This window comes from Lysobacter sp. CA196 (assembly GCF_052078695.1).
Lineage (GTDB): Bacteria > Pseudomonadota > Gammaproteobacteria > Xanthomonadales > Xanthomonadaceae > Lysobacter.
In genome coordinates this window covers 30,908-52,802 of sequence record NZ_JBQJIN010000020.1, presented here as the reverse complement: position 1 = coordinate 52,802, position 21,895 = coordinate 30,908, and the positions used below count along the sequence as shown (strand labels likewise).

The 21,895-nt window shown below is 68.0% G+C and carries 14 protein-coding genes and 1 pseudogene; 14 read left to right on the top strand and 1 reads right to left on the bottom strand.

Annotated elements, in window-relative coordinates; genetic code table 11:
- Nucleotides 1–89 precede the first annotated feature (89 nt).
- The 14 genes and pseudogenes from thrC (at nt 90) to glpK (ending at nt 18,404) form a co-directional block, all read left to right on the top strand.
- Entirely contained in the window at nt 90–1,385 is a 1,296-nt protein-coding gene (thrC, locus tag ACTOWK_RS16755) for a threonine synthase (RefSeq protein ID WP_441331245.1), read from the top strand.
- 578 nt (nt 1,386–1,963) lie between these two features.
- Nucleotides 1,964–3,694, top strand: a complete 1,731-nt coding sequence (ilvD, locus tag ACTOWK_RS16750) for a dihydroxy-acid dehydratase (RefSeq protein ID WP_441331244.1) — start codon at nt 1,964–1,966, stop codon at nt 3,692–3,694.
- Nucleotides 3,695–3,753: 59 nt separating this feature from the next.
- Nucleotides 3,754–4,782: a ketol-acid reductoisomerase gene (ilvC, locus tag ACTOWK_RS16745; RefSeq protein WP_057919117.1), complete on the top strand. Its 1,029-nt coding sequence runs from the start codon at nt 3,754–3,756 to the stop codon at nt 4,780–4,782.
- On the top strand, nt 4,782–6,551 hold the full coding sequence (gene ilvG, locus ACTOWK_RS16740; protein WP_441331243.1) for an acetolactate synthase 2 catalytic subunit: 1,770 nt from the start codon (nt 4,782–4,784) through the stop codon (nt 6,549–6,551). The genes ilvC and ilvG overlap by 1 nt, the downstream gene beginning before the upstream one ends.
- Nucleotides 6,535–6,771: an ACT domain-containing protein gene (locus tag ACTOWK_RS16735; protein ID WP_031370333.1), complete on the top strand. Its 237-nt coding sequence runs from the start codon at nt 6,535–6,537 to the stop codon at nt 6,769–6,771. The genes ilvG and ACTOWK_RS16735 overlap by 17 nt, the downstream gene beginning before the upstream one ends.
- A 323-nt stretch (nt 6,772–7,094) precedes the next feature.
- Nucleotides 7,095–7,883, top strand: coding sequence for an aminotransferase class IV (locus ACTOWK_RS16730; protein WP_441331242.1), 789 nt, complete (start codon nt 7,095–7,097; stop codon nt 7,881–7,883).
- A 4-nt stretch (nt 7,884–7,887) separates the two neighbouring features.
- Nucleotides 7,888–9,000 (top strand): annotated as a pseudogene (locus ACTOWK_RS16725) (threonine dehydratase); the annotation flags it as partial.
- A 102-nt stretch (nt 9,001–9,102) separates the two neighbouring features.
- Nucleotides 9,103–10,671 carry a 2-isopropylmalate synthase gene (locus tag ACTOWK_RS16720; protein WP_441331276.1) on the top strand — a complete coding sequence of 523 codons (1,569 nt, stop codon included), beginning with the start codon at nt 9,103–9,105 and terminating at the stop codon, nt 10,669–10,671.
- A 189-nt stretch (nt 10,672–10,860) separates the two neighbouring features.
- A complete protein-coding gene (gene leuC / locus ACTOWK_RS16715) occupies nt 10,861–12,294 on the top strand; it encodes a 3-isopropylmalate dehydratase large subunit (RefSeq protein WP_441331241.1) in 1,434 nt (477 codons plus the stop codon).
- Entirely contained in the window at nt 12,294–12,956 is a 663-nt protein-coding gene (leuD, locus tag ACTOWK_RS16710; protein ID WP_441331240.1) for a 3-isopropylmalate dehydratase small subunit, read from the top strand. The genes leuC and leuD overlap by 1 nt, the downstream gene beginning before the upstream one ends.
- Complete coding sequence (leuB, locus tag ACTOWK_RS16705; RefSeq protein WP_441331239.1) at nt 12,946–14,034, top strand: 3-isopropylmalate dehydrogenase; 1,089 nt, start codon at nt 12,946–12,948, stop codon at nt 14,032–14,034. Before leuD ends, leuB begins: the two co-directional genes overlap by 11 nt.
- Nucleotides 14,035–14,285: 251 nt before the next feature.
- Nucleotides 14,286–15,899 (top strand): glycerol-3-phosphate dehydrogenase, encoded by a 1,614-nt coding sequence (gene glpD, locus ACTOWK_RS16700; protein WP_441331238.1) that lies wholly within the window; start codon nt 14,286–14,288, stop codon nt 15,897–15,899.
- A 144-nt stretch (nt 15,900–16,043) separates the two neighbouring features.
- On the top strand, nt 16,044–16,763 hold the full coding sequence (locus tag ACTOWK_RS16695; RefSeq protein WP_441331237.1) for an MIP/aquaporin family protein: 720 nt from the start codon (nt 16,044–16,046) through the stop codon (nt 16,761–16,763).
- Nucleotides 16,764–16,898: 135 nt separating this feature from the next.
- Nucleotides 16,899–18,404: a glycerol kinase GlpK gene (glpK, locus tag ACTOWK_RS16690; protein WP_441331236.1), complete on the top strand. Its 1,506-nt coding sequence runs from the start codon at nt 16,899–16,901 to the stop codon at nt 18,402–18,404.
- Between the two features lie 246 nt (nt 18,405–18,650).
- Here glpK and ACTOWK_RS16685 read toward each other — a convergent pair whose 3' ends face one another.
- Nucleotides 18,651–21,815 carry an efflux RND transporter permease subunit gene (locus tag ACTOWK_RS16685; RefSeq protein ID WP_441331235.1) on the bottom strand — a complete coding sequence of 1,055 codons (3,165 nt, stop codon included), beginning with the start codon at nt 21,813–21,815 and terminating at the stop codon, nt 18,651–18,653.
- Nucleotides 21,816–21,895: the final 80 nt, after the last annotated feature.

The following is a 21,895-nucleotide window of genomic DNA, read 5'->3' as shown; positions in this document are numbered from 1 at the left end:
CGTGCTTGTCTTCCCCCTTTAACAAAGGGGGATCGAGGGGGATTTGCTCTACCCGCAACAAGCGCAACACCATCACTTCCGGACATCGCATGAACTTCCTCAGCACCCGCGGCAACACCCCGCCGACCGCGATCGACCAGGCGCTCGTCGCCGGTCTCGCGCCCGACGGCGGGCTGTACGTGCCCGAACGCATCCCGCCCTTGTCGCAACCGCTCAACGCCGAACGCCTTGCCGACACGGCGCACACCGTCCTGGCACCGTATTTCGAACACTCGCGCCTGCGCGAAGGTCTTGCCGAGATCTGCGAGCACGCCTTCTCCTTCGACGCGCCATTGCGCCCGTTGTCGCGGCCCGACGATTGGCTGCTCGAGTTGTTCCATGGCCCGACCGCCGCGTTCAAGGACTACGCCGCGCGTTTCCTCGCCGAAGCCCTCGCCGGCTTGCGCGAAGCCGACGCGCCGTCGACCACGATCCTGGTCGCGACCTCGGGCGACACCGGCGCCGCGGTCGCGGCCGCGTTTCATCGCCGCCCCGGCTTCGAAGTGGTGATCCTGTATCCCGACGGCCGCGTCTCGCCGCGTCAGGCGCACGGCCTGGGCTGTTGGGGCGACAACGTCCGCGCCCTGCGCGTCGACGGCGATTTCGATGCCTGCCAGCGCCTGGCCAAGCAAGCCTTGTCGGATGAGGCCCTGCGTGCGCAACGGCCGCTGAGTTCGGCCAACAGCATCAGCCTGGGCCGTTTGTTGCCGCAGGCGGCCTACTACGCGCATGCCGCCGCGCGCCATTACGCCGAGCGCGGCGAGCCGCTCAACTTCATCGTCCCGACCGGCAACCTCGGCAACGCCTGCGCCGCCTTCGTCGCCAAGCGCATGGGCCTGCCGATCGGCGAAATCGTGCTGGCGACCAACGCCAACGACACCTTGCCGCGCTACTTCGCCGGCGCCGATTACCTGGCCCAGCCGACCCGCGCCACCCTCGCCAACGCGATGGACGTCGGCGCACCGAGCAACTTCGAGCGCCTGCGCCACTGGCACCGCGACGATGCCGAACTGCGCGCCACCGTGCGCGCGATCGGCGTCGACGACGCCACCATCACCGAGACCATCCGCGACGCGCCGCAGCGCCACGGCATCGTGCCCTGCCCGCACACCGCGACCGGCCTGCACCTGCTCGAGACCCTGCGTGCGCAAGGCGACGAGCGCCCCTGGGCGGTGGTCGCGACCGCGCATCCGGCGAAGTTCGACAGCATCGTCGAGCCGTTGGTCGGTCATGCGGTGGAACCGCCGCCGGCCCTAGCTGAGTCCTTGGCGCGACCGGCGAGCGCCGAGCCGCTGGCTGCCGACTACACGGCGTTGCGCGAGCGTTTGTTGGCGGGTAGCGCCTGAAACGGTTTCCAGCAAACGCACGCGGTCCATGCGCCGCCTTTGGCAAAGGGGGCCACGCCCGGCGCAGACATGAAGTCTGAACGCGCCGACGCGTGGGGGGATTTGCTTTCGCGAAGAGATAAAAGCCAGAGCAAATCCCCCCTGCCCCCCTTTTCCAAAGGGGGGAACTGCATGGGCAACGACAATAGAAGGGCAAAGCACATTGGCTGCGCCAAGCGAGGTGTGACCGCCTACGCGGCCTGCGATTGTTTTCCAAGAAACTATTGACAAGCCCAGAACGGGCATGTTCTTCTCGCTGACATGACGCAGCGCAACAACCACTCGCAGACGACTTCGGTCCAGGCCCAGCAGGCCTCGAACGACGCCGCGCGCGTTGCGCTCCGACTCGGGCCGGCCATCGCCACGCTTATTCTCGTCCTCGTACTTATTACCTCGCTTACAAGCGCGGGAGTCGGGTTCGTGTAGCAAAACCACACAACCCAGGTCGAAAGAACCTAGACCCCGCGCCCGAAAGGCGCGGGGTTTTTCGTTTTAAGGCCCTGGGTTCCTGTCGCCAACGACTTTAGGAACACCCGTTCGTGAGAAGCAACGCCATCAAGCAAGGCCCGGCCCGAGCCCCCGCACGCGCGATGTTGCGTGCGACCGGTCTCGACGACGCGGCCATCGCCAGACCGCTGGTCGCCGTCGTCCACACCTGGTCCGACGTTTCGCCGTGCAACATCACCCTGCGCGACCTGGCCCAGCACGTGCGCCGCGGCGTGCACGACGGCGGCGGCACGCCGATCGAGTTCAACACCATCGCCGTCACCGACGGCATCGCAATGGGCACCGACGGCATGCGCGCCTCGCTGGCCTCGCGCGAAACCATCGCCGATTCGATCGAACTGGCGGTGTCCGGCCATTGCCTCGACGCGATGGTGCTGCTGGTCGGTTGCGACAAGACCATCCCGGCCGCGGCGATGGCCGCGGCGCGCCTGGATATCCCGACCGTGATCCTCTACGGCGGCACGATCATGCCGGGCCACTGTCCGTCGAAGGCCGGCCAGGACGACAAGCCGCTGACCGTGCAGGACGTGTTCGAGGCGGTCGGCGCGCATTCGGCCGGGCGCATCGACGACGCCGAGCTGCATCGCATCGAATCGCATGCCTGCCCCGGCGCCGGCGCCTGCGGCGGCCAGTTCACTGCCAACACCATGGCGATGGTGCTGACCTTCCTGGGCCTGTCGCCGCTGGGCCTCAACGACATCCCGGCGATCCACGCCGACAAGCCCGAGGCCGCGCGCGCCTGCGGCGAAATGGTCATGCAACAGTTGCGCAATGGCGGGCCGAGACCGCGCGCGCTTCTCTCTCCCCATGCGTTGCGCAACGCAGCGCGCGCGGTCTCGGCCACCGCCGGTTCCACCAATGCCGCGCTGCACCTGTTGGCGATCGCCCACGAAGCCGGCGTCGCTTTCGACCTGGAAGAGTTCGAAGCCGCCGCGCATACGCCGGTCATCGCCGACCTGAAACCGGGCGGCCGTTACACCGCCGCGGAGATGTTCGAGTTCGGTGGTGCGGCACTGGTGGCTCGCGAACTCAAGGCGGCCGGTTTGATCGAGGATATTCCGACGGTCACCGGCCGTTCCTTTTTCCAGGAGCTGGCCGAGGCTCGGATGGCCGACACGCAGGACGTGGTGCGTCCGATCTCCAACCCGCTGAAGCCGCGCGGCGGCTATTCGATCCTGTACGGCAACCTCGCGCCCGAGGGCTGCATCCTCAAGCTGGCCGGTCACGGCCGCGAACATTTCGCAGGCCCGGCGCGGGTGTTCGATTCCGAGGAAGCCGCATTCGCCGCGGTGCAGGCGCGCCGGATCAATGCCGGCGACATCGTGGTGATCCGCTTCGAGGGCCCGGCCGGCGGCCCCGGCATGCGCGAAATGCTGGCGGTCACCGCGGCTCTGGTCGGCCAAGGGCTGAGCAACGACGTCGCCTTGATCACCGACGGCCGTTTCAGCGGCGCCACCCACGGTTTCATGGTCGGCCACATCTCGCCGGAAGCCGCGCACGGCGGCCCGATCGCGCGTCTGCGCGAAGGCGACGTGGTCAGCATCGACGTCACCACCCGCCGCCTCGACGTCGCCGCCGACCTGGCCGCGCGCGAGCCGGCACGCATCGAGCCGCGCGTGACCACCGGCGTGTTGGCCAAGTACGCGCGCCTGGTCGGTTCGGCTTCGCAGGGTGCGGTCACCGCGCCCGGCCCGCTGCAATCGCCGACCCCGAAAAAGATCGACGCGGCACTGATCGACACCCCGCTGCCCCAACCAGCCTGATCCGCCTGACCCGCTCCATCGCTCACTCCTCTCCGCTCACTCCTCCTTACGAGACCGTCATGACCACCAGCACCGCCTCCCGCCCCAAGATCGCCATCGTCGGCTACGGCAGCCAGGGCCGCGCCCATGCGCTGAACCTGCGCGACTCCGGCTTCGACGTCACCGTAGGCCTGCGCCCGGGCGGCCCGACCGAGATCAAGGCCAAGGCCGACGGCTTCACCGTCAAGTCGCCGGCCGAAGCCGTCGCCGGCGCCGAGATCGTCGCCGTGCTGACCCCGGACATGGTCCAGGCGCAGCTCTACCGCGACGTGATCGAACCCAACATCGCCCAGGGCGCCTGCCTGCTGTTCGCGCACGGCTTCAACGTGCATTACGGCCAGATCGCGCCGCGCGCCGACCTCGACGTGGTGCTGGTCGCGCCGAAGGGCCCGGGCGCGCTGGTCCGCCGCGAATACGAAATCGGCCGCGGTGTGCCGAGCGTGTACGCCGTGCACCAGGACACCAGCGGTCGCGCCGAAGAGTTCGCCCTGACCTACTGCGGCGGCATCGGCGGCGCACGCCAGAACGCGATCAAGACCACCTTCAAGGAAGAAACCGAGACCGATCTGTTCGGTGAGCAGGCGGTGCTGTGCGGCGGCGCGACCAAGCTGGTCCAGGCCGGCTGGGAAACCCTGGTCGAGGCCGGCTATCAGCCTGAAGTCGCCTACTACGAGTGCCTGCACGAGCTGAAGTTGATCGTCGACCTGTTCTACGAAGGCGGCGTGACCCGCATGCACGAGTTCATCAGCGAGACCGCGCAGTACGGCGCGCTGACCCGCGGCACTTATGTCGTCGACGACAACACCAAGGCGCAGATGCGCAAGGTGCTGACCGAAATCCAGGACGGCACCTTCGCCCGCCAGTGGATCGCCGAGTACGCCTCGGGCAACGCCAACTACAAGAAGCTCAAGCAGGGCGACCTCGACCACCCGATCGAAGCGGTCGGCAAGAAGCTGCGCGCCAACATGAAGTGGCTGGACACCGCGCCCAAAGCGCAGACCGCCGCACCCGCCGCGCCCCGCGGCGAACGACAGGAAGAGGCTGCCTGATGAACGGTGCCCGCTGGCTGGTGCAAGCACTGGCCGCAGAAGGCGTGGACACGCTGTTCGGTTATCCGGGCGGCACGATCATGCCTTTCTACGATGCCCTGCACGGGTCGGACCTCAAGCATGTGCTGGTCCGTCACGAGCAAGGCGCGGCTTTCGCGGCCAACGGCTATGCCCGTGCCAGCGGGCGAGTCGGTGTATGCGTAGCCACGTCCGGTCCGGGCGCGTCCAACCTGGTCACCGGCATCGCCGACGCGATGCTGGACTCGGTGCCGATGGTCGCCATCACCGGCCAGGTCGCGACCTCGCTGATGGGCACCGACGCGTTCCAGGAACTGGACGTGTTCGGCATGACCATGCCGATCGTCAAGCACAGCTTCATCGTGCGCCGGGTCGACGACTTGCCGGGCATGGTCGCCGAGGCCTTCCGGCTGGCGCGTTCGGGCCGTCCGGGCCCGGTCTTGATCGACCTGCCCAAGGACGTGCAAAACGCCGACGCGACCCACCTGGCCGCGCATGTGCCGCTGCCGACCGATCCGGTGCCGAGCGCACCGGATGCGGCCTATCACGAAGCCGCGGCGCTGATCGCGCATGCGCAAAAGCCGCTGATCTATGGCGGCGGCGGCATCGCCCTGGGCGATGCGGTCGAGTCCTTCCGCGCCTTCGTCGACGGCTGCCAGATTCCGGCGGTGTTGACCCTCAAGGGCCTGGGCGCCCTGCCGGCCGCGCATGCCTTGAACCTGGGCATGCTGGGCATGCACGGCAACCGCGCGGCCAATATGTCGGTGCAGGAATGCGACCTGTTGATCGTGGTCGGCGCGCGCTTCGACGACCGCGCCACCGGCAAGCTGGCCGAGTTCGCGCCGAACGCGCGCGTGGTGCACATGGACCTGGACGCCTGCGAGATCGGCAAGCTGCGTCACGCCGACGCCGCGGTCAACGGCGACCTGCGCCGTGCGCTGGACGCGCTGACCCCGCCGTGCACCGCGCAACTGCGCGGCCGCAACGGCAACGCACGCCGCAGCTGGCGCGACACCTGCCTGCAGCGCAAGCGCGACTGCACGCCGCGCTACGACGCACCCGGCGAAAGCGTGTACGCACCCTCGCTGCTGAAGCGTCTGTCGGAGCTGGCGCCGGAAGCGGTGGTCAGCTGCGACGTCGGCCAGCACCAGATGTGGGTCGCCCAGCACTGGCGCTTCGACGACCCGCGCAAGCACCTGACCAGCGGCGCCCTCGGCGCGATGGGCTTCGGCCTGCCCGCGGCGATCGGCGCACAACTGGCGCTGCGCCGCGACGGCGAGCCGGAGCCGCAGGTCATCTGCGTCAGCGGCGACGGCTCGTTCCTGATGAACGTGCAGGAGCTGGCGACTGCCGCGCGCTATCGCCTGCCGGTCAAGATCGTGCTGCTCGACAACCAGGCCCTGGGCATGGTCCGCCAGTGGCAGGAACTGTTCTTCGAACGCCGCTATTCCGAGATCGACCTGTCCGACAACCCGGACTTCTGCGCCCTGGCCACCGCGTTCGGCATCAAGGCCATGTACGTCGACCGCGCCGACTCGGTCGAGGAAGCGCTGGCCTACATGCTCGACACCCCGGGCCCGGTGCTGCTGCACGTCGCCATCGACCAGGCCGCCAACGTCTGGCCGCTGGTGCCGCCGAACCACAACAACGCCCAGATGCTCGACCCCGAGGCCGACGACGCCGACGCGATCGTCGGCCTGACGCCCCCCACCACCGCCGAGAAGGAGGACGCCCATGCGATACCAGCTTGAACTGACCCTGCGCCAGGCCGAAGGCGCGCTGGCTCGCGTATTGGGCGCCGCCGAACGTCGCGGCTTCCGTCCCCTGTCGGTGGACGGCGAAGCGCAACCCGACGGCGATCGTTGGCACCTGCGCATGACGGTGGAGGGCGACCGCGCCGACTCCGCCCTGCAGAGCCAACTCGCCAAGCTGTACGACTGTCTTGCTGTCGAGGTTTCCCCATGCACCTGAATGCCGAAATCCTGGAGCGCCCGGCGCAAGCCGAGGCGCAATCGCCCGCGCAGGCCGCCTCGACGATGCGCGAGCGGGCCTATGCGCCGGCTCGTAGTGAAACGTCGCGTGCTGAAGTCGATGATTCGACCGCGTCTCGTGGTTCTGAGTCCCGCGCTCGGAGCGAAGTCCCCAGCGCTGAAGACGATCGTTCGATCACCTCTGATCGTTCTGAGTCCCATGCTCGCAGTGAAGTCCCGACTTCTTCGCAGCAACCACTCATTTGGTTCGACGGCAACTTCATCGCCGGCGATACGCCGGAAGCGCCGCTGACCACCCATGCCATGCACTACGGCACCGCGGTGTTCGAGGGCATCCGCAGCTACGCCACCGCCGACGGCGGCGCGGCCGTGTTCCGCCTGCCCGAGCACATGGAGCGCATGCGCAAGGGCGCGCAGATGTTCGGCATCGACTTCGACGTCGAACGCGCGAGCGAGGCGACCTTGGCGACCCTGCGCGCCAACGGCCATCGCGACGCCTACATCCGTCCGCTGACCTGGATGGGCACCGGCACCATCGGCCTCGACGTCGATCCGCTGACCCAACACCTGATGATCGCGACCCTGGCCAAGGTCGTGCACCTGGGCGGTGCGCGCACGCGTCTGACCGTGTCGCCGTGGAAGCGCAACCCGGCCACGTCGTTGCCGCCACTGAAGCTGAGCGGCGCCTACGTTAATTCGATCCTGGCCAAGCGCGAAGCCAAGCAGCGCGGTTTCGACGAGGCGCTGTTCACCGACGACAAGGGCTATGTCGTCGAATGCACCGGCGCCAACGTGTTCATGGTCAAGAACGGCGTCATCACCTCGGTCGACCATCGCGACGCCCTGCCCGGCATCACCCGCGACACCATGATCGAACTGTCGGGCGCGCAGTCGCGCGAAGTGACCCTGCACGAACTGCTCGACGCCGACGAAGTCTTCGTCTGCGGCACGGCCGCCGAAGCGACCGCGATCGCCGTGCTGGACCGCCGCGAGTTCGGCGACAACCCGGTCACGCGCGAGCTCGCCGCCCTGTATGCACGCGTGGTGCGGGGCGAGGAATCGCGCTACACCTCGTGGCTGACTCCGGTCTGACGCCGTGGACTGCGACGTAGCCAGCCTGGCCCAAGTCAGCGCCGCCGATCTGTTGGCGGCGCAGGCACGGCTGCGGCGTTATCTGGAACCCACTCCGCTGCACCACGCCGAACGTTTCGGCTGCTGGCTGAAGCTGGAGAACCTGCAGCGCACCGGTTCCTACAAGGTGCGCGGCGCCCTGAACGCCCTGCTGGCCGCGCGCGAACGCGGCGATCACCGCACCGTGATCGCCGCCTCCGCCGGCAACCATGCGCAAGGCCTGGCCTGGGCGGCTTATCGCCTGGGCATCAACGTCATCACGGTGATGCCGCGCTGCGCGCCGCAGACCAAGATCGCCGGCGTCGCCCACTGGGGCGCCACCGTGCGCCTGCACGGCGAGACCTACGACGAGGCCAAGGCGTTCGCGATCGAATTGGCCGACCAACACGATTACCGCCTGCTGTCGGCTTTCGACGACCCCGACGTAATCGCCGGCCAGGGCACGGTCGGCCTGGAACTGGCTGCGTTCGCACCCGACGTGGTGATGGTGCCGATCGGCGGCGGCGGCCTGGCCGCCGGCGTGGTGCTGGCGCTGAAATCCGAGTTGCTGGCGCGCACCCCTGCGGCGCGCCGCATCCGCGTGATCGGTGCCCAGGTCGAGGGCGTCGATTCGATGGCGCGCGCGCTCAAGGGCGACCGCCGCCTGATCGAGCCGGTCGCGACCCTGGCCGACGGCGTGCGGGTCAAGGACCCGGGCCGCCTGACCGAACGCGTGCTCAGCAGCATGCTCGACGACATCGTCATCGTCCGCGAAGCCGAGCTGCGCGAGACCCTGGTCCGCCTGGCCCTGGAAGAACACATCATCGCCGAAGGCGCCGGCGCGCTGGCCCTGGCCGCCGGCCGCCGCATCGTCGGCAAGCGCAAATGCGCGGTCGTCTCCGGCGGCAACCTCGATGCCGGCGTACTCGCGCGCCTGCTCTCGGAAGTGCGCCCGCGCGCGCCCCGGCGTCCGCGCCGGCGCACCCGCGAAGCGCTCGGTCGCGAGACCGCAACCATCGAGGCGGACATTTATACGCTGGCCAATCTTCCTCCCGCGCTGCGACTTAGCCGGGGCCCGAGCGGCCCCGACTCCCCCCCCCGCCACCGACGCCCCGTATTCCACCCGCCCGCATTCCAACCGAAATCCGGCTGCAACAGAGGAAGTCCCCGCATGAACGACTCGCCAGGACCGGTAGTACCGATTACCGACGCGATCACCGACGCGCCTCAACACGTCACCATTTTCGACACCAGCCTGCGCGACGGCGAGCAATCGCCCGGTTGCAGCATGACCGCCTCGCAGAAGCTCCGTTTCGCCCACGCCCTGTCCGAACTCGGCGTCGACGTCATCGAAGCCGGCTTCCCGGCCAGCTCCGAGGCCGATCTCGAAGGCACCCGCGCGATCGTGCGCGAAGTGCGCGGCTCCACCCTCGCCACCCTGGCGCGCTGCCATTCCGGCGACATCGAAGCCTGCGCGCGCGCGCTCGAAGGCGCGGCCAAGCCGCGCATCCACGTCTTCATCTCGACCAGCCCGCTGCATCGCCAGCACAAGCTCAACCTGGACAAGGAGCAGGTGATCGAACGCGCGATCGCCGCGGTCGAGCAGGCGCGTCGATACGTCGACGACGTCGAATTCTCGGCCGAAGACGCGCTGCGCACCGAACACGATTACCTGGCGGAGATCTGCAGCGCCGCGGTCGCCGCCGGCGCACGCACCCTGAATATCCCCGACACCGTCGGCTACACCACGCCGAGCGAGATCCGCAGCCTGTTCGAATACCTGCGCACCCACGTGCGCGACGCCGACCGCGCTATCTTCAGCGCCCACTGCCATAACGACCTGGGCCTGGCCGTGGCCAATAGCCTGGCCGCGATCGAAGGCGGCGCGCGCCAGGTCGAGTGCACCATCAACGGCATCGGCGAGCGCGCCGGCAACTGCGCGCTGGAAGAACTGGTGATGGCGCTGCGCGTGCGCAACGCCTACTACAACGTCGGCACCCGCATCGACACGCGCCGGCTGGTGCCGACCTCGCGCCTGCTGTCGCGCATCACCGGCATGGTGGTACAGCGCAACAAGGCCATCGTCGGCCAGAACGCCTTCGCCCACGAGTCCGGCATCCACCAACACGGCATGCTCAAGCATCGCGGCACCTACGAGATCATGCATCCGGAAGACGTGGGCTGGGCGCAGTCGCAGATGGTGATGGGCCGCCACAGCGGCCGCGCCGCGTTGAGCGACCGCCTGCAGACCCTGGGTTTCACCCTGGACGAGGCGCGCTTGAACGCGGTGTTCGCCGGCTTCAAGGCCCTGGCCGAGAAGAAGCGCGAAGTGTTCGACGCCGACCTGGAATCGCTGGTGCTCGGCGCCGACGCCAAGGCCGGCCGCGGCCATCGCCTGGTGCGCGCGCATGTCAGCACCGGCGTCGCCGACGGCAGCCTGCCGACCGCGAGCGTCCAGCTGCTCGATCCCGACGGCGCCGCGGTCAGCGAAGCGGCGATCGGCGACGGCCCGGTGCACGCCTTGTTCGCCGCGCTCGCGCGCGCGACCGGCATAGCCTTGCGCATCGACAGCTACAACGTGTCGAGCGTGACCACCGGCGACGACGCCCAGGGCCAGGCCAGCGTCACCGCGCGCATCGACGGCGTCGAGATGACCGGCTCGGGTACCAGCACCGACATCATCGAAGCCAGCGCCCTGGCCTGGCTCGATGTCGCCAATCGTATTCGACGTACCCAACAGGCGCCGCAGCGGCTGACGGCTACGGCATGAATCAAGCCCCTCTCCCGCTTGGCGGGAGAGGGGTTGGGGTGAGGGCACGGTTTGAAGCGGTTCAAACACCGAAGCCAGACGCCCTCATCCCAGCCTTCTCCCGCCGAGCGGGAGAAGCAGCAAGAAGCAAACAGCCGGCTCCACTACGAACCACCCCAGCCATAGCAGCCAAACAGAACACCGGACTCCATGACTACCACCTCGGCTCCTCCCAGCACCCTGTTCGACAAACTGTGGGACGCGCATCTGGTATCGCCCGAAAGCGACGCCGTGCCCGCGGTCCTCTACATCGACCTGCACCTGATCCACGAAGTCACCTCACCGCAGGCGTTCGCCGAACTCGAATCGCGCGGGCTGAGCCCGCGCCGCCCGGACCTGACCAAGGGCACGCTCGACCACTCCACGCCGACCCTGCCGGCCGGCGCCGACGGCCGCCTGCCCTACTTCACCGCCGAGGCCGAGAGCCAGGTCGAGACCCTGCGCCGCAACTGCGCGCGCCACGGCGTCGAGCTGTTCGATTTCGACAGCGCCTACCGCGGCATCGTCCACGTGATCGGCCCGGAACTCGGCCTGACCCAGCCCGGCATGACCATCGTCTGCGGCGACAGCCACACCGCCACCCATGGCGCCTTCGGTGCGCTCGCCTTCGGCATCGGCACCAGCGAGGTCGGCCACGTCCTGGCCACCCAGTGCCTGTTGCAACGCAAGCCCAAGACCCTGGCGATCAACGTCGAAGGCGAGCTGGCCCCGGGTGTCGGCGCCAAGGACTTGATCCTGCACATCATCGGCGAGATCGGCGTCAACGGCGGCACCGGCCAGGTCATCGAATACCGCGGCTCGACCATCCGCGCGCTGTCGATGGATCAGCGCATGACCGTGTGCAATATGTCGATCGAAGCGGGCGCACGCGCCGGCCTGATCGCGCCCGACCAGACCACCTTCGATTATCTGGCCGCAACTCCGCGCGCGCCGAGCGGCGCCGACTTCGAGCGCGCCGTCGAACGCTGGAGCGCTTACAAGACCGACGACGGCGCGGTGTTCGATCGCGAAGTGCATATCGATGCGAGCGCGATCAAGCCGACCCTGACCTGGGGCACGCACCCGGGCCAGGTCGCGGCGATCGATGCGCACCTGCCGCAGGCCAACGATGCCGACGAAGCCAAGGCCCTGGCCTACATGGGCTTCGACGGCGGCGCGGCGATGGCCGGCCGCCCGGTCGACGTGGTCTTCGTCGGCAGCTGCACCAACTCGCGTTTGTCGGATCTGCGCGAAGCCGCCGAGGTATTGCGCGGCCGCCACATCCATCCGCGCGTGCGCATGCTGGTGGTGCCGGGCTCGGAACAGGTCAAGCGCGACGCCGAGGCCGAAGGCATCGATCGCATCGTGCGCGAGGCCGGCGCCGAATGGCGCGAGCCGGGCTGTTCGATGTGCATCGCCATGAACGGCGACCTGGTCGGCCCCGGCCAGCTCGCGGTATCGACCAGCAACCGCAATTTCGAAGGCCGCCAGGGCAAGGGCTCGCGGACCTTGTTGGCCTCGCCGCTGACCGCCGCCGCCTGCGCGATCGCCGGCCACGTCACCGACCCGCGTCCTTATCTCACTGCCGTGAAGGAGGTCGCGTAATGTCCGCGTCCCAATTGTCCAGCACGCCCCCTACCGCTACTCCGTCGAGCGACGGCTTCGTCGAGCTGATCGCGCGCACCGTGGTGCTGCGCGAACGCAATATCGACACCGACCAGATCATCCCGGCGCGTTTTCTGACCACCACCGAGCGCAAGGGCCTGGGCCGCTTCGCCTTCAACGATTGGCGCGCGCTGCCGGACGGTTCGCCGAACCCGGAGTTCGTATTCAACCGCCCCGAGAACGCCGGTGCCGCGATCCTGGTCGCCGGCCGCAACTTCGGCTGCGGCTCCTCGCGCGAACACGCGCCGTGGGCGCTGACCGACCTGGGCCTGCGCGCGGTCGTCAGCAGCGAGATCGCCGACATCTTCCGCAGCAACTCGCTCAAGAACGGCCTGCTGCCGATCGTGGTATCGCAGGAGCTGCTGGACGAACTGCTGGACCAGCCCGGCATCGAGCTGCGCATCGACGTGCGCACGCGCCGCCTGCACCTGCCCGACGGCCGCGCGATCGAGTTCCCGCTCGACGCCTTCGCCCAGACCTGTCTGATCGAAGGCGTGGACCAGCTCGGTTATCTGCTGCGCCAACTCGACACCATCAACCAGTACGAACAGCGCCGCGCGACGGCGCTGAACCCCCGTCAGGAGAATCAACATGCGCGCTGACATCGTCGTTCTGCCGGGCGACGGCATCGGTCCGGAAGTCACCGCCGCCGCAGTCGAAGTGCTGCGCGCGGTCGGCCGCCGCTACAGCCATCAGTTCACCCTCAACGAACACCTGATCGGCGGCGCCGCGATCGATGCCACCGGCGAGCCTTTGCCGGCCGCGACCCTCAGCGCCTGCCAGCGCGCCGATGCGGTCCTGCTCGGCGCGGTCGGCGGCCCTAAGTGGTCCGACCCGAAGGCGAAAGTGCGTCCCGAGCAGGGCCTGTTGGCGCTGCGCAAGGGCCTGGGCCTGTACGCCAACCTGCGCCCGGTGCAGCCGCACTCGGCCACCCTCGGCGCTTCGCCGATCAAGCCGCATCTGCTGGCCGGCGTCGACATGATCGTGGTGCGCGAACTCACCGGCGGCATCTATTTCGGGCAGAAACAACGCAGCGAGACCAGCGCCAGCGACCTGTGCGAATACAGCGTCGAGGAAATCGAACGGGTCGTGCGCCGCGCCTGCCAGCTCGCGCGCGGCCGCCGCCAGCACGTGGTCTCGGTCGACAAGGCCAACGTGCTGGAAACCTCGCGGCTGTGGCGCGAAGTCGCCACCCGCGTCGCCCGCGACGAGTTCCCCGACATCACCCTGGAACACCAGCTGGTCGACTCGATGGCGATGCATCTGATCGCCAAGCCACGCGCGTTCGACGTCATCGTCACCGAGAACATGTTCGGCGACATCCTCACCGACGAGGCCTCGATGCTGGCCGGTTCGCTGGGCCTGCTGCCGTCGGCCTCGCTCGGCGAAGGCAAGGTCGGTCTGTACGAGCCGATCCACGGTTCGGCGCCCGACATCGCCGGCCGCGGCATCGCCAACCCCTGCGGCACCATCCTCAGCGCGGCGCTGTTGCTGCGTCATTCGCTGGGCCTGAATGCGGAAGCCGAGTGCATCGAACAGGCGGTCGCGGCGGTGCTCGAAGCCGGCGTGCTGACCGCCGACCTCGCCCCGGCCGGCCAGGCCGTCGGCACCCGCGCGGTCACCGACGCGGTGCTCGCGCAACTTGAACTGCCGTGCCACATCCCCGAACTGCGCGACTGACGCCTCGATCCATCTTCCGCAGGCCGCACCGACGGCTTGCGGCAGCTGCAGAACCTCTCTCTCCAAAGTTCTGGTAACTCCTAGCCCGATGCTCGTGCATCGGGTTTTTTTTGACCATCGCCCGGCCGCACCGCTACACCGCCGTCACCCGTCGTTGATGTGAACCCCGGCCACAATCGATTCGTCACCGTATGCCATCATCCTGACGTGTCCTGGGTCGACGCCGCGGCCCGCAGCATTCGCGAGAGCGCATGACCGAACCCGCATCCTCTCCCGACCGCCCCAGCCACCAAGCGCCCGCCGCGAATCCGTCCGATGCCGTCCTGCCCGACGTTGATCCGCATGCTGTCGAACTGCCTGCCGTCGATCTGTTGATCGTCGGCGGCGGCATCAACGGCGTCGCCATCGCCCGCGACGCCGCCGGCCGCGGCCTGTCGGTGTTGTTGTGCGAACGCGACGACATCGCCTCGCACACCTCCAGCGCGAGCACCAAACTGATCCACGGCGGCCTGCGCTATCTCGAACAATTCGAGTTCGCCCTGGTCGGCAAGGCCCTGGCCGAACGCAAACGCCTGTTGCGCATGGCGCCGCACATCATCTGGCCGCTGCGCTTCGTCCTGCCGCACCAACCGCATCTGCGCCCGGCCTGGATGATCCGTATCGGCTTGTTCCTGTACGACCGGCTCGGCGGCCGGCGTGGACGCGGCCTGCCGGGCTCGCGTTCGGTCAATCTGCGCAAACACATCACCGGGCGGCCGCTGCGCGACGACTTCATCCACGGCTTCGTCTACTCCGACGCCTGGGTGCAGGACGCGCGGTTGGCGGTGCTCAACGCGATGGATGCGGCCGAACGCGGCGCGACCGTGCTGACCCGCACCGCCTGCGTCTCGGCGCAGCGCGGCGCCGAAGCCTGGGACGTGCAATTGCGCGGTGCCGACGGCGCGCCGCGGCGAGTTCGCGCACGCGTTCTGGTCAACGCCACCGGCCCCTGGGCGGCGCGCTTCCTCGACGAAGTCGCGCAGGTGAAACATCGCCATAACCTGCGCCTGATCAAGGGCAGCCACATCGTCGTGCCGCGGCTGTTCGAGCACGATCACGCCTACATCTTCCAGCAACCCGATCGCCGCATCGTGTTCGCGATCCCTTACGAACACGACTACACCCTGATCGGCACCACCGACGTCGACTACCGCGCCGACCCCTCGGCGCCGCGCATTGACGACGCCGAAATCCATTACTTGTGCGAGGCCGCATCGCGCTATTTCAAGCGCGCGATCCAACCGAGCGACGTGGTCTGGACCTACAGCGGCGTGCGGCCCCTGCTCGACGACGAAAGCGACGCCGCCTCGGAGATCACCCGCGACTACCTGCTCACCCTCGACCGCGACGGCGCGGCCTTGCTCAACGTGTTCGGCGGCAAACTGACCACCGCGCGCAAGCTGGCCGAGGAAGCCTGCGACCAGCTCGCGCCGTTGTTCGGCGGACCGCGCCCGGCCTGGACCGGCGCTGCGCCGTTGCCGGGCGGCGACCTGCCCGAGGCCGATTTCGAGGCCTTCCACGCCGATTTCAGCCTGCGTCGTCCGTGGCTGCCGGATGCGCTGGCCCTGCGCCTGTGCCGTAACTACGGCAGCCGGGCGCTGCGGATCGTCGAGAGTTGCTCGCACCTGGAAGAGCTGGGCGAATGTTTCGGCGCCGACCTGTACACGGCCGAGGTCGATTACCTGGTCGACTGCGAATGGGCGCGCAGCGCCGAGGACATTCTCTGGCGGCGGTCGAAGCTCGGGCTGCGCATCGATGCCGCCGGGGTCATGCAGCTGCAGGGCTATGTCGCGCGACGCGTGGCTGGGCAGGCCGATGTCGCGTGAGTTGCCACATTCTCTCCGGGGGGACCTTACCTGCGTTAACAGACACGCGAATCCCAATCGATTCGCCGCTTTAACCCGCAACGCCATTACCGTCGCCGTCAGCCAACAATCCGCACCAACGCGACACCCAGGAGATCCCTCGCAATGGTCACACCGATGTCGCAATACCTCAGCGAGTTCATCGCCACCGGCATGTTGATCCTGCTCGGCAACGGCGTGGTCGCCGGCGCCCTGCTCCATCGGTCGAAGGCGCAAGGCGCCGGCTGGGGCGTGATCACCGCGGCCTGGGGGCTGGCGGTGCTGATCGGCATCTTCATCGCCGGGCCGAGCAGCGGCGCGATCATGAATCCGGCGCTGACCATCGCCCTGGCCAGCATCGGCAAGCTCTCGTGGGCGGTGGTGCCGGGCTATGTCGCCGCGCAGATCGCCGGCGCCTTCGCCGGCGCGGTGCTGGTGTGGCTGGCCTATCTGGCCCATTGGCGGATCAGCGACGACCCGGGCGCCAAGCTCGCGATCTTCTGCACCGCGCCGGCGGTGCGCGACATCAAGGCCAACGTCTTGACCGAGGTCATCGGCACCTTCGCCCTGACCTTCGGCGCACTGGCGATCGGCGCCAACACGCTCGCGCCCGGCATGGGCCCGCTCGGCGTCGGCCTGCTGGTGGTGGTGGTCGGCATGTCGCTCGGCGGGCCGACCGGTTATGCCATCAACCCCGCGCGCGACCTCGGCCCGCGCATCGCCCACGCGCTGCTGCCGATCGCCGGCAAGGGCGGCTCCGACTGGGGCTATGCCTGGGTGCCGGTGGTGGCGCCGATCGTCGGCGCCTTGCTCGGCGCGTTCGCGTTTCAGGCTGTTTACGGCTAGGCGGAAGCGAGGAGTGAGCGGAGAGGAGTGAGTGGAAGCGGACTTCGCCACCCCTTATCCAGACGCTCTCAGTTCTCGTTTCTCACTTCCGCTTACTCACTTCTCACTCCTCTCCACTCACTCCTGATCAAGCCCATGACCAAATCCTACATCCTCGCCATCGACCAGGGCACGACGAGTTCGCGTGCGATGATGTTCGATCGTAACGGCGCTGTGGTCGGCGTGGCCCAGCGCGAATTCGAGCAGATCTTCCCGCGCCCGGGCTGGGTCGAACACGACCCGCGCGAGATCCTCGCCAGCGTGCAGACCACCGCCATCGAGGTCATGACCAAGGCCCAGATCAGCGCTTCGCAGATCGCCGGCATCGGCATCACCAACCAGCGCGAAACCACGGTGGTGTGGGACCGCCACACCGGCCAGGCGATCCACAACGCCATCGTCTGGCAGTCGCGCCAGACCGCGGCGATCTGCGACCAGCTCAAGGCCGACGGCTATGAAGAACTGGTGCGCGAACGCACCGGCCTGCTGATCGACGCCTACTTCTCCGGCACCAAGGTCAAGTGGATCCTCGACCACGTCGAGGGCGCGCGCGAACGCGCCGAGCGCGGCGACCTGTTGTTCGGCACCATCGACACCTGGCTGATCTGGAACCTGTCGGAGAACAAGGCCCACGTCACCGACTACAGCAACGCCTCGCGCACCTTGATGTACGACATCCATAAGCGCCAGTGGTGCCCCGAACTGTTGAAGATGCTCGGCGTGCCGGCGGCGATGCTGCCGGAAGTGCGCTCCAGCAGCGAGGTCTACGCCCACACCGGCGCGCGCCATTTCTTCAACAACTCGGTGCCGATCTGCGGCGTCGCCGGCGACCAGCAGGCGGCGCTGTTCGGCCAGGCCTGCTTCGAGGCCGGCATGGCCAAGAACACCTACGGCACCGGCTGCTTCCTGCTGATGAACACCGGCGAGAAGGCGGTGCGCTCGGACAATGGCCTGCTCACGACCATCGCCTGGGGCATCGACGGCAAGGTCGAGTACGCGCTCGAAGGCAGCATCTTCGTCGCCGGCTCGGCGGTGCAATGGTTGCGCGACGGCCTGCGCATGCTCGGCAAGGCCGGCGACTCGCAAGCCTATGCCGAACGCGCGCGCTCGACCGAAGGCGTGTACTTCGTGCCGGCTTTCGTCGGCCTGGGCGCGCCGTACTGGCGCAGCGACGTGCGCGGCGCGATGTTCGGCCTGACCCGCGGCACCAGCAAGGAGCATTTCGTCCGCGCCGTGCTCGAATCGCTGGCCTACCAGACCCGCGACGTGCTCAGCGCGATGCAGGCCGATTCGGGCATCGAACTGAAATCCCTGCGGGCCGACGGCGGCGCCATCGCCAACGATTTCACCGCCCAGTTCCAGGCCGACATTCTCGACGTGCCCTTGAAACGCCCGCGGGTCAGCGAGACCACCGCGCTCGGCGCGGCCTATCTGGCCGGGCTGGCGGTCGGGTTCTGGGAAAGCCGCGAGCAGATCGCCCAGCAATGGCAAGTCGAACGCAGCTTCGAACCGCAGATGCTGGAAGCCGAGCGCGAGCGTTTGTATGCGGGCTGGAAGCGGGCCATCGACGCGACCTTGGCGTTCAGCGTCGAGCACGCTTGAAGCAATGGGGCTCGGTTTTAACCCCTCTCCCATGCAGGGGAGAGGGCTTGGGGTGAGGGCACGCGAAATTTCAATCCCGCAACGCACGCAAGCTGTCGCTGACCCTCACCCCAGCCCTCTCCCGTAAACGGGAGAGGGAGTGTTCGGCGCAGTCGGTAGCTATGTCTTCCCTCGGACTTCGATAGCCCCTTTCCCGTTTACGGGAGAGGGGTTGGGGTGAGGGCCTGCTTCAAGCAGGGGCCCACCTCAAGCGTCGCTCGGCACCTTGATCCGGAACCAGGCCGCGTACAGCGCCGGCAGGAACAGCAGGGTCAACGCGGTCGCGACCATCAGGCCGCCCATGATCGCCACCGCCATCGGGCCGAAGAAGGCGCTGCGCGACAGCGGGATCATCGCCAGGATCGCGGCCAGCGCGGTCAGTACGATCGGGCGGAATCGCCGCACGGTCGCATCGACGATGGCCTTCCACGGTTCGTGCCCTTCGCTGCGGTCCTGTTCGATCTGATCGACCAGGATCACCGAGTTGCGCATGATCATGCCGGCCAGCGCGATCGTGCCGAGCATCGCGACGAAGCCGAACGGCACCCGGAACACCAGCAGGAACAGGGTCACGCCGATCAGGCCCAGCGGCGCGGTCAACAGCACCATGAAGCTGCGCGAGAAGCTGCGCAACTGGATCATCAACAGGGTGAACACCGCGAACAGGAACAGCGGCATGCCGGCGTTGATCGACTTCTGCCCGCGCGCCGAGTCCTCGACGCTGCCGCCGATGTCGATCGAATAGCCGTACGGCAACTTGGCGCGCAGTCCGTCCAGGGTCGGCGAAATCTGCGCCATCACGCTCGAAGGCTGGGTACCGTCGTAGATGTCGGCGCGAACGGTCATGGTCGGCAGGCGGTCGCGATGCCAGATGATGCCCTCCTCGAAACCGTATTCGAGGGTAGCGATCTGGGTCAACGGCACGCTGCGGTTGTTGCCGGTCGGCACCATCAGGCTGCCGAGCATGTCGAGCTGCAGGCGCTCCTGGTCGGGTCCGCGCAGCAGCATTTCGATCAGTTCGTTGCTTTCGCGGTAGGTGCTGATGTGCGAGCCCGACAGCGAACTCGACAGGAACTGCGACAACTGCGCCGAGCTGATGCCGAGCGCACGCGCGCGCTCCTGGTCGACCTGCAGGCGCACGACCTTGCTCGGCTCGTCCCAGTCGAGATTGACGTTCGCCACGTGCGGGTTGGCGCGGATCTGCTCGCGTACCCGGTTGGCGATCTTGCGCACCTGGTCGATGTGTTCGCCGGACACGCGGAACTGCACCGGGTAACCGACCGGCGGGCCGTTTTCCAGTCGCGTCACCCGCAACTGCAGTTCGGGGAAACGCGGCGCCACGTCGCGGATGATCCAGGTGCGCAGGGTTTCGCGTGCCTGCAAGTCCTTCGGCATCAGCACGAACTGGGCGAAGTTCGCCGCCGGCAGTTGCTGATCGAGCGGCAGGTAGAAGCGCGGCGAGCCGGTGCCGACGTAGGACACGTAGTTGGCCAGGTCCTTGCGCTGCTTGAGCATGGCTTCCAGGCGCTTGACCTGTTCGCCGGTCTGGCGCAGCGAACTGCCTTCGGCCAGTTCCATGTCGACCATCAGTTCGGGGCGCACCGAGTCCGGGAAGAACTGCTGCGGCACGAAGCGGAACATGAACACCGACAGCAGGAAGGCGCCGACGGTGATGCCGATCACCAGCCAGCGCCGGCGCACGCACCAGGTCACCCAGCCGCGGAAGCGCACGTAGAACTTCGACTCGTAGGGGTCGTGGGCGTGGCCGTCGATCGGCGGCTTCGGCGCGATCACACCGGCCAACATCGGCAGGCGCCGGGCCCAGGCCACACGCGCATCGTGCCAGCGCGCGGCCAGCGAACCCGGCTTCGGCGGCGCCGCGGCGTGGCCGTAGTCGGGCAGCAGCTTGTCGCCGAGGAAGGGAATGAAGGCGACCGCGGCGATCCACGACACCAGCAAGGCGATGGTTACCACCTGGAACAGCGAGCGCGTGTACTCGCCGGTGCTCGATGCGGCGGTCGCGATCGGCAGGAAGCCGGCCGCGGTGACCAAGGTGCCGGTCAGCATCGGGAAGGCGGTGCTGTCCCAGGCGAAGGCGGCGGCGCGCAGGCGGTCGAAGCCCTGCTCCATCTTGATCGCCATCATCTCGACCGCGATGATCGCGTCGTCGACCAACAAGCCCAGCGCCAGCACCAGCGCGCCCAGCGAAATCTTGTGCAGGCCGACGCCGAAGAAGTCCATGACCGCGAAGGTCATCGCCAGCACCAGCGGAATCGACAACGCCACCACCAGGCCGGTGCGCAGGCCGAGCGAGAAGAAACTCACCAGCAACACGATCGCGACCGCTTCGGCGAGCACGCGCACGAACTCGCCGACCGATTCCTCGACCGCGGCGGGCTGGTCGGCGACCTTGCGCAGTTCCATGCCGGCCGGCAGGGTCTTCTGCAGACGCGCGAATTCCGATTCCAGGGTCTTGCCGAGGTGCAGGATGTCGCCGCCCTGCTTCATCGACACGCCGATGCCGATCGCGTCCTGGCCCATGAAGCGCATGCGCGGCTGCGGCGGATCGGAGAAACCGCGACGCACGTCGGCGACGTCGGCCAGGCGGAAGGTGCGATCGCCGACCCGGATCGGGAATTCGCGGATCTGCTCGACCGACGTGAATTGGCCGCCGACGCGCAAGGGCACGCGGCTGCTCGGGGTCTCGAAGAAACCGGCCGTCACCAGCGCGTTCTGCTGATTGAGCGCTTCCTGCACGGCCTGTGCCGGCACGCCCAGGGTCGACAGCTTCACGTTCGACAGCTCGACCCAGATCTTTTCGTCCTGCACGCCGATCAGTTCGATCTTGCCGACATCGGTCTGGCTCTGCAGCGCGAGTTGCACGCGCTCGGCGTAATCCTTGAGCACGGCGTAGTCGAAGCCCTCGCCGGTCAGCGCGTAGATGTTGCCGAAGGTGTCGCCGAATTCGTCGTTGAAGAACGGGCCGACCACATCGCTGGGCAAGCTCGGGCGGATGTCGCCGATCTTCTTGCGCACCTGATACCACAACGGCGCGACCTCCTTGGAGCGCATCGAGTCGCGCGCGGCGAAGATCACCTGCGATTCGCCGGCGCGCGAGTACGAACGGATGAACTCGTACTCGCCGGTCTCCATGAGTTTCTTCTCGATGCGCTCGGTGACCTGGCGCGAGACTTCCTCGGCGGTCGCGCCGGGCCACAGGGTGCGCACCACCATCACCTTGAAGGTGAAAGCCGGGTCCTCGCTGCGGCCGAGGCGCAGGTAGGACATCGCACCGGCGATGGCCAGCACCAGCATGGCGTAGACGATCAGGCTGCGATGGCGCAGGGCCCATTCGGAAAGATTGAAGCGCATGGATCAGCTCACTTCGTAGGCCCCTGTCCAGGCGACGGGACAGGGTTGGGGTGAGGGTGCGGGCGGTCGCGCGAGGGCAT